The following is a 16,458-nucleotide window of genomic DNA, read 5'->3' on the forward strand; positions in this document are numbered from 1 at the left end:
GTTACCGTAATGATTAAGCGATACCTGCAAGTTACAAAACCAGGAATTATTTTCGGAAATTTAATTTCTGTCATCGGTGGATTTCTGCTGGCTTCGAAAGGCAGCATTGATTACACCTTGTTTCTCACCACCATGGTTGGCGTGTCGCTGGTTGTGGCATCGGGTTGCGTTTATAACAACGTCATCGACCGTGACATCGACAAAAAAATGGAGAGAACCAGAAATCGGGTGCTGGTAAAAGGCCTTATTTCGCCGAAGGCAAGCCTGGTTTATGCAACCGTTCTGGGTATAGCTGGATTTGCGTTGCTGTACTTCGGTGCTAACCCGCTGGCTATGTGGCTGGCGGTGATGGGCTTCGTGGTTTACGTTGGCATATACAGTCTGTATATGAAGCGTAAATCCGTTTATGGCACGCTGATTGGCAGTCTTTCCGGCGCCGCGCCCCCGGTCATCGGCTATTGTGCCGTTACCAACCAGTTTGACGCCGGGGCGCTGATTCTGCTGGCAATCTTTAGCCTGTGGCAGATGCCGCACTCCTATGCGATTGCTATCTTCCGCTTTAAAGATTATCAGGCCGCCAGTATTCCGGTTCTGCCGGTGGTTAAAGGCATCTCCGTGGCAAAAAATCATATTACGCTCTACATTCTGGCGTTTATGGTCGCCACTCTGATGCTCACCCTTAGCGGTTATGCCGGTTATAAGTATCTGGTGGTTGCGGCAGCAGTCAGCGTCTGGTGGCTGGGTATGGCGCTTTCAGGTTACAAAACCGCTAACGACGATCGGGTCTGGGCACGAAAACTGTTCGTGTTTTCCATCGTGGCCATTACCTCACTGAGCGTTATGATGTCAGTAGACTTCATGGCTCCGGCATCAAAAGATTTGCTGACCTTCGTCTGGTAAACCCAATGCCTTACTCAAGGGCGCGACTGACAATCGCGCCCTTTCTGTTTGTCAGCATTTATCCGCTTGTAACGACTGCTTAAGAAGTGATGTTTTACTGTCCCTCGCCTCAAACATAAAATACCGGCGGGTCAGTAACTGAGGTTGTGATGAACGATAATAAAATGACGTCGATCGAACGACGGGCGACATGGGGCTTGGGTACGGTTTTCTCCCTCAGGATGCTGGGTATGTTTATGGTGCTCCCGGTACTGACAACCTATGGCATGGCATTACAAGGCGCCAGCGAACCCCTGATCGGGCTGGCCATTGGTATTTATGGTCTGGCACAAGCGGTATTTCAAATCCCCTTTGGCCTGCTCTCCGACCGCATAGGACGTAAGCCCCTTATCGTTGGTGGCCTGTTGCTGTTTGTTCTCGGTAGTATTATTGCCGCCAGTACAGTCAGCATCTGGGGGATTATCCTTGGGCGGGCATTACAGGGTTCCGGTGCCATCGCCGCCGCGGTTATGGCGCTGCTTTCCGATTTAACCCGCGAACAAAATCGTACCAAAGCCATGGCATTTATTGGCATCTCTTTTGGCGTCACCTTTGCAATTGCCATGGTTTTTGGGCCAGTAATTACCCACTATTTTGGCCTGCACGCCCTGTTCTGGATCATCGCCATCCTCGCCAGCGTCGGTATCATCATTACCCTGTTAGTGGTGCCGTCTGCCAGACACCACGTACTTAACCGTGAATCCGGCATGGTCAAAGGCTCCATCCGCCAGGTATTAATCAATCAGCGGCTGGCCAGGCTGAATGCAGGCATTCTTTGCCTGCATATTCTGTTAATGTCCAGCTTTGTCGCGCTGCCGGGTCAGTTTGAGCAGGCCGGTTTTCCACCTTCCCAGCACTGGAAAATCTATCTGGTAACAATGCTGATTGCCTTTGTCAGCGTGGTGCCCTTTATTATTTACGCAGAAGCAAAGCGTAAAATGAAGCGGACTTTCATTGGCTGCGTGGTGCTGTTGCTGATTGCTGAAATTGTTTTGTGGGGCGCTGGCAACGATTTCTGGACGCTGGTTACCGGCGTACAGCTGTTTTTTATCGGTTTTAATCTGATGGAGGCAATTCTGCCTTCACTGGTCAGTAAAGAATCGCCGGCTGGCTACAAAGGCACCGCTATGGGGCTGTACTCCACCAGCCAGTTTATCGGTGTGGCTATAGGCGGCAGTCTCGGCGGTTGGGTATTCGGGACTTTTGATGCACAGACAGTCTTTCTGATGGGGACAATCATTGCCAGCCTGTGGCTAATGATCAGTATAACCATGCATGAACCACCTTATGTCAGCAGCCTGCGTATTGTGCTTAACGACAATATCGATTTTAACAAGCTGGAACAACGTCTGCGGGCACAACCGGGCGTGAGCGCGGTATTTATGGTGCCGGAAGAGAAAAGTGCTTATGTTAAAATCGACAGTAAAGTCACCAGCCGTCCCGAACTGGAGGCGCTGGTAGCCAGTAGTTAACAAACCTGCCGCTGTAGCGCCACCAGCCGGGCATCAGCCTCTGCTCCATGGCACCGTTCAGCGGCAGGTGCCGGTTACGACAGGGTCATATCAACGACAATACGCCCCTCAATTTTACCGGCATGCATACGGGCAAAAATGTCGTTAATATTTTCCAGCGGTTCAACGGCAATATTAGCCTTCACTTTATGTCTGCCGGCAAAATCCAGCGCTTCCTGCAAATCTTTGCGCGTGCCGACAATTGAACCTCGCACCGTAATACCATCCAGCACCATATCAAAAATGGACAGATCGAACTTGCCCGGCGGCAGACCGTTAAGCACCATGGTCCCGCCACGACGCATCATGCCGGTTGCCTGCTCAAATGCCGTTGGTGATACCGCGGTGACCAGCACACCGTGTGCGCCGCCGAATTCACGGCGGAAAACCGCTGTGGGATCCACATGACGCGCATTCGCCACCACGCTGGCGCCAAGCCGTTTAGCAAACGCCAGCTTATCATCATCAATGTCAACGGCTGCAACGTTCAACCCCATGGCAACCGCATACTGTATAGCCATATGACCAAGCCCGCCAATTCCTGAAATAACCACCCAGTCCCCGGGACGGGTATCGGTCATTTTCAGTCCTTTATAAACGGTAACGCCGGCACACAGAATCGGCGCAATTTCCTGATAGCTAATATTATCGGGCAGGATGCCAACGTAATTGGCATCGGCAAGACAATATTCGGCAAAACTGCCGTTGACCGAATAACCGGCATTTTGCTGGGCGTGACAAAGGGTTTCCCAGCTGTCCAGACAGTGTTCACAGTGGCCACAGGCTGAATACAACCAGGGAACACCCACCCGATCGCCCTGTTTAACGTGGCTGACACCCGCACCGACCGCCACAATTTCGCCCACACCTTCATGACCGGGAATAAAAGGGGGATGCGGTTTAACCGGCCAGTCCCGGTCCGACTTGCGGTACCGGCACCTGTTCAATGACCAGTGGCTCGCCAAAAGCTTTCACTACGGCTGCTTTCATCGTCTGCATTTTTCACCTCACTTTCCATTTAGTTAATAAACCACTCAAAACAATCCCAGGGGTGAAATATCATAGCTGACTAATAAATTCTTAACTTGTTGATATTGTGTAAGGGCCATTTTATGGGTTTCACGTCCGACACCTGACTGCTTATAGCCACCAAAGGCAGCATGGGCCGGATAGATGTGATAACAGTTCGTCCATACGCGCCCGGCTTTTATTGCCCGCCCCATACGCCAGGCAAGATTGCTATCGCGCGTCCAGACACCGGCACCAAGGCCATAATCTGTCTGGTTCGCCAGTTCCAGCGCCTCGGCTTCATCTTTAAAGGTAAGTACACCAATCACCGGACCAAATACCTCTTCCTGGAAGCAGCGCATCTGATTGTGCCCCTTAATCAGGGTTGGCTGAATGTAATAGCCGTTGGCCAGCGCATCCGCCAGAGTGACAGATTCGCCCCCCGCCAGAATCTGACCGCCTTCGTTTCTGGCAATATCGATATAGGACATGATCTTATCAAACTGCTGCTGAGAAGCCTGGGCACCAATCATGGTTGCGGTATCCAGCGGATCGCCACGGCGAATTGTCGCAACGCGCGCCATAACTTTTTCCATAAAAGGCTGATAAATCGATTCCTGAATCAGGGCTCGTGAAGGACAGGTGCAAACTTCTCCCTGATTGAAAAAGCCCAGTACCAGTCCTTCGACTGCCTTATCAATAAATTCCGGCTCAGCCTGCATGATATCGGCGAAATAGACATTCGGAGATTTACCGCCCAGCTCAACGGTAGAAGGGATAATGCTTTCTGCAGCACAAGCCATAATATGGCGTCCAACTGCGGTTGACCCGGTGAAGGCGATTTTAGCAATCCGTTTGCTGGTGGCCAGCGCCTCGCCGGCCTCTTTGCCAAAACCCTGCACCACATTCAGCACGCCGGCGGGAATCAGATCGCCGATGATTTCCAGTAAAACGCAGATACTGAGCGGCGTTTGTTCTGCCGGCTTAAGCACCACGCAGTTACCTGCTGCCAGCGCCGGCGCCAGCTTCCAGGCGGCCATCAGCAGGGGAAAATTCCAGGGAATAATCTGACCTACCACCCCCAATGGCTCATAGATATGATAAGCGACGGTGGTGGCATCAATTTCAGCCGCACTGCCCTCCTGCGCACGCAGACAGCCGGCAAAATAGCGAAAGTGGTCAATCGCCAGCGGCAGGTCGGCATTGAGCGTCTCGCGGATAGGTTTACCGTTATCCCAGCTTTCGGTGACGGCTAATATTTCCAGATTTGCCTGCATGCGATCAGCAATTGCCAGCAGCAGGTTACTGCGCTCCTGAACGCTGGTTTTACCCCATTTTTCCGCAGCGGCATGTGCCGCATCCAGCGCTTTATTGATGTCCCGCTCATCAGAGCGTGGGAATTGCGCCACCACCGCCCCGGTCACCGGGGTGGTATCGGTAAAATAGTTCCCCCCGAGCGGCTCAACAAAAGCACCGTTAATGTAATTGCCATAACTGGCGCGGAAAGAAACTAAACAGCCCTGACTACCCGGATGTGCATAACGCATCGCTGACTCCTTTGTAAGTGACTGAACGCTAGCAACAGCAGCCCCGACAAGGCCAATATTGCGCGACATCCTTAACAAAGCATGCTTCGTGCCAGGAGAAAAAAATACCGTCACACTGTATAAATAATGCCAGATAATCAAAATGTTAATAAATAAACATCTCAACAACGTAGTGCGTATTTTTGCTGTCCATTTCTTAACTGTGTTGCAGGTCGCAACACTACAGAAACCAAAAAGCTACACTTAAGCAACAATAATGATTGCATCGGGGTCAGAGATGGCAGGTAAAATGACCAGCGCAGAGGCGATAACGCTGAGCAGCCGCAATGACATCGTCAGCCAGCTGCTTAACGATTCCTGGCAACGCAGCCAGCATTACGGTCTTGACCGTAACGATCGGGATTTCCCGCGTATGCCGCATGGTCATCTCAATGATTTACTGGCCCATCATCAGATGCTCAGGCAGCTAGCGCAGCCGGTGGTAAGCCAGCTGGCACAGCGGGTAGCGGATAGTCAGTCCGTCGTGATCCTGTCAGATCCTGCCGGCCTGGTGCTGCAAACCTTCGGGGATCTTGAGGCGATAGACAAAGCTCAACGTTTCGCGCTGGCACCGGGCAATCTCTGGAGCGAATGCGGTCGCGGGACCAATGCCATAGGTACTGCGCTGGCCATTGACAACAGTTGTGAAATCAAAGGGCAGCAGCATTTTCTGACCGGTAATCAGGATTTATATTGTGCGGCTATGCCGGTACAGTCGCCGCAAGGCGCCATCGCCGGGGTGCTGGATATTTCCGGCCCGGCGCGCTTTCCCCATCTCAATACCCGCCACTGGGTCGAACAGGCGGTGCGCCAGATTGAACACCAGTGGGTCAAACAGCAGCTGAATCAGAGCCAGTGGCTGCTTTGTCTGCATGCCGACTACCGCCAGGCGATGCGTACACTCAACATCACCGCCGCACGCTTTGGCCTGCTCCGTTTCCGGCATCTTTTTCCCGGCCAGAAACAGCGCAGCACCCCTCAGCCACAGCAGCTGGAAACCGCCAGCCGGCAACGTTACTGGTTTACGCTGCAGGCACCGCCACGCTGCTATCATCAACCGCCGGCACCCGCCGCGCGCGATGACATCGGTCTGCCCGCGCATTTGCAGGGCGAAGGTGCACGTATACTGCGCTTACTCAACGCCGGGGTTTCACTCTGCATTACTGGCGAAACCGGCTGCGGTAAAGAGTACCTGAGTCGGATGCTGTATAAACAAAGCGGCTGGAACAAAGGCCGTTTTGTGGCGATTAACTGTGCCGCCCTGCCGGAATCGTTAATCGAATCTGAACTTTTTGGTTATCAGGCGGGGGCTTTCACCGGAGCCAGTAAACAAGGCTATATCGGTAAGATTCGTGAAGCGGATGGCGGCGTGCTGTTCCTTGACGAAATCGGCGATATGCCGCTGGGTTTACAAACCCGCCTGCTACGGGTGTTACAGGAAAAAGAGGTATCACCGCTTGGTGAAACCCGCAGCTGGCCAGTCCAGTTTGCCGTCATCTGTGCCACCCATCGCGACCTGCAGCAACAGGTCGCCAACGGTGAATTTCGTGAAGACCTGCTCTATCGCCTCCAGGAGTTTAACTTTGCCATCCCGCCGCTACGCCAGTGGCGGGATCTAAAAAGCTTTATTCATCAGTTATGGCAGGATCTGGGTGGGCCGGCGCGCGGGATTGATCTGGCCCCCTCGCTGCTGGAGCACCTGAATCAGCACCCCTGGCCAGGTAATATACGCCAGTTACGCAGTCTGCTAAAAGTACTGCTGGCGCTGACTGACGAGGGAAAAACAATAAACATCAGCGACTTGCCTTGCGATTATCAACCTGAGCCACGCGCTGACGCTGGAAACGCTCTGCAGAACAACAGCGCTGAGCATATTGCGGCAACCCTGCGCCATTATCAGGGAAACGTGAGCAAAGCCGCTGCGGCACTCGGCATTGCACGTAGCACGCTGTATCGCCGGGCAGCGAAAGCGCAGCGCAATGCGCCGCGCTGACGACATTAATCGCGAAAATTTTTGAACTGAAATGCCTGGCCGAGGTTAGCCTTACGCACCAGCGCCATCGCACTTTGCAAATCGTCACGGGATTTACCGGTCACCCTCACTTCATCACCCTGAATCTGGGTTTGCACTTTGAGCTTGCTGTCTTTAATCGCTTTGACCAGCTTCTTCGCGACGTCGCTTTCTATTCCCTGTTTCATTTTCACGTCAATGCTCCAGGTTTTACCGCTGTGCTCAATATTTTCCGGCACCTCAAGCGCAGCGTTTTCAATGCCACGTTTGAGCAGTTTTTCACGCAAAATATCCACCAGCTGCCTGACCTGAAAGTCAGATTCACTGGCGATACGCACGCTTTTCTCTTTGTCTTTAAATTCAAAACTGGCTTCAACATGACGAAAGTCAAAACGAGTGGCCAGCTCGCGGTTAGCATTTTCCACCGCGTTACGCACTTCCTGCATGTCAACTTCGGAAACGATGTCGAAAGATGGCATATATTGTCCTCCTGAAAACAAAGTGACATGCATAATAGCGTTATGCAGACAGTAAGTGAAACTGCTGATATACAATTAGAGATGTTATAAATCCAACCCATACCGGGGGAGGAAAAAATGAAAATTACCGTACTGGGATGCGGTGCTTTGGGTCAGCTCTGGCTGACCGCGCTTGAACGTCAGGGACATGAAGTACAAGGCTGGTTACGTGTCGCACAACCCTACTGTTCGGCCAACGTGGTGGAACTGGACGAAAGCGTTAGCAACAGAACCTATATTGCCAACGACCCGCTTTTTCTTGCTGACAGTGATCTGCTTATTGTCACGCTTAAAGCCTGGCAGGTCGCATCTGCGCTGAGAAATCTGGCCCCGCAGCTCAATGCATCATGCCCGGTGCTGCTGCTGCATAACGGACTCGGCACGCTGGACGAATTAAAAGGTCTCAGGCAACCCATTCTGCAAGGGGTAACAACCCACGCCGCCATGCGCGATGGTAATGTGATTATTCACATCGCCAACGGTATCACTCACATTGGCCCGACGTCGGTTGAAGCGGCGCGGCTGAGTCGTCTGGCGGAACCGCTGCATCATGCGCTACCGGATGTTGCCTGGCATAACAATGTTGCCGCTGCTGCCTGGCAAAAGCTGGCGGTAAACTGCATCATTAACCCTCTGAGCGTCGAGTACGATTGCGTTAACGGCATGCTGGCAGATCATCAGGAAGAAATTGCGCGTTTATCTGCGGAAATTGCCGTTATCATGGCGCGGGAAGGCCATCATAGTACGCAGGAAGATCTGTTTAACTATGTCATGCAAATCGTGAATAGCACCGCCGGCAATCAGTCATCGATGCTGCAGGATGTGCGCGCCCAGCGACGTACTGAAATTGACTACATTAATGGTTATGCTATCCGTCGTGCCCGGGCGCAAGGAGTTGCCACGCCGGAGAACAGTCGTTTGTATGATTTAATTAAGCGTAAGGAGCAGTCTTATGAGCACGAAAGCCTCGGTACTGGTCTGTCTCGCGCCTGGCAGTGAGGAGACCGAAGCCGTCACCACTATCGACCTGCTGGTACGCGGCGGCATTGACGTCACCACCGCCAGCGTTGCCAGCGACGGCGCCCTGACCATTACCTGTTCACGCGGCGTAAAGCTGCTGGCTGACTACCCGCTGGTGGACGTGGCAGACGGCGCCTTTGACGCTATTGTGCTGCCCGGCGGACTGCAGGGTGCCCAGGCATTTCGCGACAGCCCGCTGCTGGTTGAAACCATCCGGCAGTTTCATCTCTCGGGGCGTATTGTTGCAGCGATCTGCGCCGTTCCCGGCACCGTATTTATCCCGCACAACCTTTTTCCGCTGGGCAATATGACCGGCTTTCCCGGACTGAAAGAGACCATTCCGCCAGAAAAATGGATGGAAAAACGCGTCGTCTGGGACCCACGCGTTAATTTATTAACCAGCCAGGGCCCCGGCACGGCGATGGACTTTGCCCTGAAGCTGATAGCGTTACTGGTTGGTAAACCGCAGGCAGCTGCGGTGGCCGCACAGCTGGTGCTGGCGGCGGGCATTTATAACTATCAGGATTAAGACCCACTCGCGGCGCTACCGGCGCCCTCAGGGCCGGTAGACCTTAACATTCGCAAAACCCTGTTCCCGCAGATAAAGCGCCTGCAACCGGCTCATTACCCCGCGTTCACAGTAAAGCAGCCAGGTCTTATTCTGATCGAGATCAACGAACTGACTGCCCAGTTTATAAAACGGCAGCGTTTTCACCTCAACACCGTTCAGCACCAGCGGCTTATTCTCCTGTTCATCAGGCGAGCGAATATCCAGCACCGCATCCTGCGGACCAAAAGAAGCAACGGTTTCCACTTCGCTAACCTCTTGCGCCGCCTGGCCGGCAATTTCACGAATATCAACGTTGGTTGCCTGCTCAACCACATGGTCGAGAATGGAAAAATCGAACCGGGCTTCTTCCGCTTCAATCTTCTCCTTTACCGCCTTCACCGTCGGACTTTTGGATATGACGCCACAATATTCCGGCATTGTGCGGGCAAAATCCTCGGTGCCAATTTGCCGCGCCAGATTAATAATGTGCTCTTTATCATGAGAAATCAGCGGACGCAAAATCAGCGTGTCGGAGGCATTATCAATTAAGCGCAGATTAGTCAGCGTCTGGCTGGATACCTGTCCCAGCGCCTCGCCGGTTACCAGCGCCTGCACACCGTAACGTCCGGCAATTTGTGACGCCGCACGCACCATCATACGTTTCAGCACTACGCCCATCTGGCCGTCATCGACTTTTTCCAGAATTTCAGCCACCACCGGTTCAAAATTAATGGCCACGAAGCGAACACGATGAGAACTGCCAAAACGTTTCCACAGATAATGCGCGACCTGACGCACGCCAATTTCATGCGCCGCGCCGCCAAGATTAAAAAAGCAGTAATGTACGCGACAACCGCGACGCATCAGCATGTAGCTCGACACGCCGGAATCAAAGCCTCCGGAGATCAGTGACAGCACATCTTCCTGGGTACCAATCGGAAAACCACCAATGCCGGGATAGCGGCCGGTGACCAGCAGCAAACGCTGATCTTCAATTTCAAGATTAACCGTCACTTCCGGACGGGTGAGGTTAACCCGCGCACTGTCAACGTGCTGATTCAGGCCACCGCCAACATAGCGCTCAACGTCCTGCGAACTGAAATCATGCTTACCGCGACGCTTTACCCGTACGCAAAAAGATTTACCGCTAATTGTCTGATGGTATTGTGCCAGCGCCTGTTCAAAAATATGGTGAACATCGCGAAACTCCCGATCTTCAACCGCCAGGATATGATGAATGCCAGGAATACGCGTCAGCGCATCACGCACCGCCTCTTCTTTTTCAGGTGCCTTCACCCGTACCACAATATGGTCCCAGTGGCGCACCACCGCGATATCTTCGTCGGACTGTTTAAGCACATTGCGGATGTTGCCGGTCAGAATCTTAATAAACCGCAGGCGTACCGACTGGCTTTTAATCGTAATTTCAGGAAACAGCTTAATAATAAACTTCATAGCAGCGAGGGGTCATCTGGTGAATTGAGGGCTAAAATTATTGCCACTTAACTGATAAAATCAGTGTATTGCAAAGCAGCGTCAGGCCCTTTGCATCCAAGGCACCGGAGTATATCACTTTTGTCTCAGCGCTGCTGAGCCATCTGTGATATCAATCATTATTTTGCTAATCATTTAGGGTCAGCTACCATGAGCATTCACCCGGATGAAAACCACGACTGAGCCAGACTAGCTATTATGCCAAAAAAAGCCGAACCGCCCGTCAGTTTTGAACATGCTCTGCAACAGCTCGAGCAGATCGTCTCCCGTCTGGAGAGTGGTGAACTGCCGCTGGAAGAAGCGTTAAACGAATTTGAACGCGGCGTGCAGCTGTCGCGTACCGGTCAGCAACAGCTGAAGCAGGCAGAACAGCGGGTACAAATTTTATTAAGTGACGACGCTGACGCAAGCCTCACCCCCTTTACGCCGGATGCCGGGTAAATGGAGTTTACCGATCTCATCAATGCCCATCAGGCACGCATTAATGCCGTCTTAAATCGCTATCTTAGCGGGCTACCGTTGCAAAGCCATCCGCTGGTTGAGGCAATGAAATATGGCACCTTGCTCGGCGGCAAGCGCCTGCGCCCTTTTCTTGTTTATGCCACCGGCGGCATGCTGAATGCCGATGAACAAAGTCTTGATGCTCCGGCAGCAGCGGTGGAGTGTATTCACGCTTATTCGTTAATCCACGACGATCTGCCGGCAATGGATGACGACGCGCTGCGGCGCGGGCAGCCAACCTGCCATATTAAATATGGCGAGGATACCGCCATTCTGGCAGGCGATGCCTTGCAAACCCTGGCGTTTTCTATTCTGGCCGACAGCCCATTACCGGGAGTCAGCAGTGAAACGCGTCTCGCCATGCTGTCTGAACTGGCTCAGGCCAGCGGGGTGGCTGGCATGTGTGGCGGACAGGCGTTAGACCTGGCGGCCGAAGGCGCACAGATTTCCCTGGATGCCCTGGAACAAATTCACCGTCATAAAACCGGTGCGCTCATCCGTGCCGCCGTCCGGCTCGGCGCCCTGTGCGCCGGCGAGCGCGGCAAGGCAGCGCTACCAGCACTGGATCGCTATGCCAGCGCCATTGGTCTGGCTTTTCAGGTACAGGATGACATTCTCGACGTTATCGGTGACAGCACGGTAACCGGCAAGCGTCAGGGTGCCGATCAGGATCTGGGCAAGAGTACCTATCCGTCACTGATGGGCCTTGACAGTGCCAGAGCAAAGGCGTGGGATCTGTATCAGGAATCTCTCCATGCGCTGGACACGCTGGCGGCACAGTCGCTGAACACGGCGCCGCTACGCGCGCTGGCCAGCTTTATTGTTGAACGCGATAAATGATAATGAGTCTCTGATGAGTTTTGATACTGCGAAATACCCGACGCTTGCGCTGGCAAGCTCGGTGCAAGAATTACGTTTGTTGCCTAAAGAGAGCCTGCCAAAACTCTGTGATGAGCTTCGTCAGTATTTACTTGATAGCGTCAGCCGCTCCAGCGGCCACTTTGCTTCCGGGCTGGGCGTAGTTGAACTGACCGTGGCGCTGCATTACGTTTATAACACGCCGTTCGATCATCTGGTATGGGACGTCGGCCACCAAGCCTATCCCCACAAGATCCTGACCGGTCGTCGCGACCGCATCGGTACAATCCGACAAAAAAATGGCCTGCATCCTTTTCCGTGGCGTGATGAAAGTGAATATGACGTCCTGAGTGTCGGACACTCGTCCACCTCTATCAGCGCGGGTCTTGGCCTGGCGGTGGCCGCCGGAAAAGAGGGTAAAGGTCGCCGCACCGCCTGCATTATCGGCGATGGTGCCATCACGGCCGGCATGGCGTTTGAAGCCATGAATCACGCTGGCGATATCAGCGCCGATTTACTGGTAATCCTGAACGATAACGAGATGTCCATCTCTGAAAACGTTGGCGCACTGAATAACCGGCTGGCGCAAATTCTCTCCGGTAAAACCTATTCACGCCTGCGGGAGAGCGGTAAAAAAGTCCTCACCAATCTGCCGCCAATAAAAGAACTGGTAAAGCGTACTGAAGAACACCTTAAAGGCATGGTGGTGCCCGGCACGCTGTTTGAGGAGCTGGGCTTTAACTACATCGGCCCTATTGATGGCCACGACGTGCTGGCCCTGGTGCAAACCCTGAGCAACATGCGCAGCCTTAAGGGCCCCCAGTTTCTGCATATCATGACTAAAAAGGGCAAAGGCTACGCCCCGGCGGAAAAAGATCCCATCGCCTGGCATGCAGTGCCTAAGTTTGATCCGGCCAGCGGTTCGCTGCCGGCCAGTAAACCTGGTCTGCCAACCTATTCAAAAATTTTCGGTGACTGGCTGTGTGAAATGGCCGCCCACGAGCCGGATCTGCTGGCTATCACGCCGGCAATGCGTGAAGGCTCCGGCATGGTGAGCTTTTCGCGCGACTATCCACAACGCTATTTTGACGTGGCTATCGCAGAACAGCATGCCGTCACCTTTGCGGCCGGGCTGGCAATTGGCGGTTACCGTCCGGTGGTGGCAATATACTCCACCTTTCTGCAGCGGGCTTACGATCAGCTCATACACGATGTTGCCATTCAGAAACTGCCGGTCATGTTCGCCATCGATCGCGGTGGCATTGTCGGGGCCGACGGACAAACGCATCAGGGAGCCTTTGATCTCGCCTTCCTGCGCTGTATCCCCAACATGGTCATCATGACGCCATCGGACGAAAACGAATGTCGTCTGATGCTCTACACCGGCTATCATTACCGTCAGGGACCGAGCGCAGTACGCTATCCGCGTGGTACCGGTACTGGTAGCGACCTGGCACCGCTCAGCGCGCTGTCAATCGGTGAGGGACGCACCCTGCGCCAGGGTGAAAAGCTGGCTATTCTCAATTTTGGTACGCTACTGGCCGAAGCCCGTGAGGTAGCAGAAAAACTGAATGCCACCCTGGTGGATATGCGCTTTGTTAAACCGCTGGATGAAGCACGGATACTGGAGCTGGCAGCAAGCCATGAAGCGCTTATTACTCTGGAAGAAGGGGCCATTAAGGGCGGAGCCGGCAGCGGCGTCAACGAACTGTTGATGGCCAGGCGTAAACTGCTACCGGTGCTGAATATCGGCTTACCGGATGAATTTATCCCGCAGGGCACGCAGGAGGAAATCCGCCACGATTACCAGCTGGATGCGACAGGGATCGCACAGCAGATTGCTCGCTGGCTGGCACTGTAAGCCGAAGGGGCGAGCGCTGTCTGCCCCTTATCCCGCTAAAAAACGCACGCCGGCGCCTGCTATGCTTAAGCCCGGCTTAATTTTTAAGCAAAGCAGGAGCAAACATGAAAACAACCCGATTTGGCCATACCGACCTGACCGTTTCCCGCCTGTGCCTCGGCTGTATGACCTTTGGACAGCCTGAACGCGGCCGCCATGCCTGGACGCTGCCGGAAGAGAGCAGCCGCCCGCTGATTAAACGGGCACTGGAAGCCGGCATTAACTTTTTTGATACCGCCAACAGCTATTCCGATGGCAGCAGTGAAGAAATTGTCGGCCGTGCTCTGCGCGACTTTGCCCGTCGTGACGACATCATCGTGGCAACCAAAGTATTTTTCCCGCTCAGCAACCTGGCCGGCGGGCTATCACGTGCCAGCATTATGCAATCCATTGATGACAGTCTGACACGGCTCGGCATGGATTATGTTGATTTGCTACAGATTCACCGCTGGGACTACAACACTCCGCTGGAAGAGACGCTGGAAGCGTTGCATGAGGTGGTGAAAGCCGGTAAAGCCCGCTATATCGGCGCATCATCAATGTATGCCTGGCAGTTTGCTAAAGCGCTGTATACCGCCGATAAACATGGCTGGACGCGCTTTGTCAGCATGCAGGACCAATACAATCTGATTCAGCGCGAAGAAGAACGGGAAATGCATCCGCTCTGTCAGTCAGAGGGCATTGCGGTCATGCCGTGGAGTCCACTGGCACGTGGCCGCCTGACCCGGCCATGGGGTGAAACTACCGCCCGTTCGGTTTCTGATGAATTTGGTAAAACCCTTTATCAACGCAGTGAAGAGAACGACGCGGCAATTGCTCAGCGGGTGGCAAACCTCGCGCGGGATAAGGGCGTCAGCCTTGCGCAAATTGCGCTGGCCTGGACGCTGCATAAACCGGCGGTTACCGCGCCGATTATTGGCGCCTCAAGAGCAGAGCAACTTGACGATCTGCTCAACGCGCTTGACGTTGAGCTGGACGCAAGTGAGCTGGCGGAGCTGGAAAGCCTGTATCAGCCCCATGCAGTCAGCGGCTTTGAGTAAACGCTGGCAACCTGACGGCAGAGATACCGCTGCCGGGTAGGTTTCCCCCTACCCGGTCTCCTCAAAGGAAAATACCGGCCAGCCAGAGCAGCATCGCTGAAATAATACCGGCAACAATGTCATCCACCATAATGCCCATTCCACCCTGAACATTGCGGTCAAACCAGCGAATCGGCCAGGGCTTCCACATATCCAGAATACGGAAGATAACAAAGCCAGCCAGCACCCAGTGCCAGTCAAAGGCCGGGATCGCCAGCAAGGTTATCCACATGCCGATAAATTCATCCCAGACAATGCTACCGTGATCGTGCACCCCCATATCTCTGGCCGTGCGATGGCAGAGATAAACCCCGATGCTAATCCCCAGCAACAACAGCAGTGAATAGAGCTCAAGCGGCAGTAATCTCAGCAGACACCAGAACGGAATCGCGGCCAGCGATCCCATGGTTCCCGGAAGCCAGGGGCTCAGCCCGCTGCCAAATCCGGTGGCCAGCAGATGCCAGGGATCTGACATACGCAGGCGCTTTTTTGCCTCATTTTTATTAACGATCAAAGTGATCAAATCCCTTTTTATGACAACTAACCGGCTGACCGTCGCGCAACAAGGTGATGCCTTCCGCCGCCGTTTTTATCTGACCAATGCAGGTATAAGGTACGCCAAGATGGCCTAACGCCACGTCCAGCGCGCCACGATTTATCTCCGGCACGGTAAAGCACAGCTCGTAGTCTTCGCCGCCGTGTAACGCCCAGTCTGTTTGCTGTTCACGACTATAGTGGCTGCGCAGTGCCACAGAAAAAGGTAGCGCATCAAGCTCAACACGGGCACCGCAATTGCTGGCATCAAGCACATGGCCTAAATCCGCCAGCAACCCGTCAGAAATATCAATAGCCGCACTGGCGAGGCCACGCAACGCCTGGCCCTGCAAAATGCGCGGCATCGGACGCAAATGACGTTTTATCAGCGCCTCATTACTGACCGGATCGTCCAGCCGCTGGTGATGCTGCAACAACGCCAGTCCTGCGGCGCTGTCGCCCAGCGTGCCGGTGACATAGATCCAGTCACCGGGCCGCGCGCCGCAGCGCCGCAGCGCCCGCCCGACCGGAATCAGACCATGGATACCCAACGTCAGACTCAACGGACCACGCGTGGTGTCACCACCAATCAGCTGCACGCCGTAATAATCCATCAGTTCAAACAGGCTATCACTGAAATCCTGTAACCAGGCTTCGTTGACATCTGGCAGCGTCAGCGCCAGCGTCAGCCAGGCAGGATCGGCGCCCATTGCCGCAAGGTCACTGAGATTGGCAGCCAGCGCTTTGTAACCTAAATCCGCCGGGTGAATATCACGTAAAAAATGCACCCCCTCAACCAGCGTATCGGTACTGATTGCCAGAGTCTGTTTTTCAGGAACATTCAGCAGGGCGCAGTCGTCGCCAATGCCTTTTTCAACATCGCGCCGGAAACCCGCGGTACGATCAAAATAACGCCCGATGAGTGCAAATTCGCCACAGGCCATAGTGA

14 protein-coding genes and 1 pseudogene are annotated in these 16,458 nt (G+C 53.9%); 9 read left to right on the forward strand and 6 right to left on the reverse strand.

What is annotated here, in order from left to right:
- Positions 1-9: 9 nt before the first annotated feature.
- Entirely contained in the window at positions 10-900 is an 891-nt protein-coding gene (cyoE, locus tag BL249_RS13430) for a heme o synthase (protein WP_099706139.1), read from the forward strand.
- 149 nt (positions 901-1,049) lie between these two features.
- Positions 1,050-2,411, forward strand: a complete 1,362-nt coding sequence (locus tag BL249_RS13435) for an MFS transporter (protein ID WP_099706138.1) — start codon at positions 1,050-1,052, stop codon at positions 2,409-2,411.
- Between the two features lie 74 nt (positions 2,412-2,485).
- Here BL249_RS13435 and BL249_RS13440 read toward each other — a convergent pair.
- A pseudogene (locus BL249_RS13440) lies at positions 2,486-3,449 on the reverse strand (zinc-dependent alcohol dehydrogenase).
- Between the two features lie 35 nt (positions 3,450-3,484).
- Positions 3,485-5,005: an acetaldehyde dehydrogenase ExaC gene (gene exaC, locus BL249_RS13445; RefSeq protein ID WP_099706137.1), complete on the reverse strand. Its 1,521-nt coding sequence runs from the start codon at positions 5,003-5,005 to the stop codon at positions 3,485-3,487.
- Between the two features lie 289 nt (positions 5,006-5,294).
- Between exaC and BL249_RS13450 the strand changes: the two genes are divergently transcribed.
- On the forward strand, positions 5,295-7,037 hold the full coding sequence (locus BL249_RS13450; RefSeq protein WP_446717683.1) for a sigma-54-dependent Fis family transcriptional regulator: 1,743 nt from the start codon (positions 5,295-5,297) through the stop codon (positions 7,035-7,037).
- A gap of 5 nt (positions 7,038-7,042) precedes the next feature.
- Here BL249_RS13450 and BL249_RS13455 read toward each other — a convergent pair whose 3' ends face one another.
- Positions 7,043-7,534: a YajQ family cyclic di-GMP-binding protein gene (locus BL249_RS13455; protein ID WP_099706136.1), complete on the reverse strand. Its 492-nt coding sequence runs from the start codon at positions 7,532-7,534 to the stop codon at positions 7,043-7,045.
- Positions 7,535-7,651: 117 nt separating this feature from the next.
- On the opposite strand from BL249_RS13455, the gene panE reads away from it, so the two are divergent.
- Positions 7,652-8,572: a 2-dehydropantoate 2-reductase gene (gene panE, locus BL249_RS13460; RefSeq protein ID WP_099706135.1), complete on the forward strand. Its 921-nt coding sequence runs from the start codon at positions 7,652-7,654 to the stop codon at positions 8,570-8,572.
- Positions 8,526-9,122 carry a protein deglycase YajL gene (yajL, locus tag BL249_RS13465; protein WP_099706134.1) on the forward strand — a complete coding sequence of 199 codons (597 nt, stop codon included), beginning with the start codon at positions 8,526-8,528 and terminating at the stop codon, positions 9,120-9,122. Before panE ends, yajL begins: the two co-directional genes overlap by 47 nt.
- Before the next feature lie 27 nt (positions 9,123-9,149).
- Here yajL and thiI read toward each other — a convergent pair whose 3' ends face one another.
- Positions 9,150-10,598 (reverse strand): tRNA uracil 4-sulfurtransferase ThiI, encoded by a 1,449-nt coding sequence (thiI, locus tag BL249_RS13470; RefSeq protein WP_099706133.1) that lies wholly within the window; start codon positions 10,596-10,598, stop codon positions 9,150-9,152.
- Positions 10,599-10,835: 237 nt separating this feature from the next.
- Here thiI and xseB point away from each other — a divergent pair, with 237 nt between their 5' ends.
- From xseB to BL249_RS13490, 4 genes are all read left to right on the forward strand, one after another.
- Entirely contained in the window at positions 10,836-11,078 is a 243-nt protein-coding gene (gene xseB / locus BL249_RS13475) for an exodeoxyribonuclease VII small subunit (RefSeq protein WP_099706132.1), read from the forward strand.
- The gene (gene ispA, locus BL249_RS13480) at positions 11,079-11,978 is read left to right on the forward strand and encodes a (2E,6E)-farnesyl diphosphate synthase (RefSeq protein WP_099706131.1); all 900 of its coding nucleotides are present in this window, start codon (positions 11,079-11,081) and stop codon (positions 11,976-11,978) included.
- A 13-nt stretch (positions 11,979-11,991) separates the two neighbouring features.
- Positions 11,992-13,857, forward strand: a complete 1,866-nt coding sequence (dxs, locus tag BL249_RS13485) for a 1-deoxy-D-xylulose-5-phosphate synthase (protein WP_099706130.1) — start codon at positions 11,992-11,994, stop codon at positions 13,855-13,857.
- A gap of 104 nt (positions 13,858-13,961) precedes the next feature.
- On the forward strand, positions 13,962-14,936 hold the full coding sequence (locus BL249_RS13490) for an aldo/keto reductase (RefSeq protein ID WP_099706129.1): 975 nt from the start codon (positions 13,962-13,964) through the stop codon (positions 14,934-14,936).
- A gap of 61 nt (positions 14,937-14,997) precedes the next feature.
- Here the strand turns inward: BL249_RS13490 and pgpA are convergent, their stop codons facing one another.
- Both pgpA and thiL read right to left on the reverse strand, forming a co-directional pair.
- The gene (gene pgpA / locus BL249_RS13495) at positions 14,998-15,489 is read right to left on the reverse strand and encodes a phosphatidylglycerophosphatase A (protein ID WP_099706128.1); all 492 of its coding nucleotides are present in this window, start codon (positions 15,487-15,489) and stop codon (positions 14,998-15,000) included.
- Entirely contained in the window at positions 15,479-16,453 is a 975-nt protein-coding gene (thiL, locus tag BL249_RS13500) for a thiamine-phosphate kinase (RefSeq protein WP_099706127.1), read from the reverse strand. The genes pgpA and thiL overlap by 11 nt, the downstream gene beginning before the upstream one ends.
- Positions 16,454-16,458 lie beyond the last annotated feature (5 nt).

Source organism: Erwinia sp. OLFS4 (genome assembly GCF_002752165.1).
Classification (GTDB): domain Bacteria; phylum Pseudomonadota; class Gammaproteobacteria; order Enterobacterales; family Enterobacteriaceae; genus Izhakiella.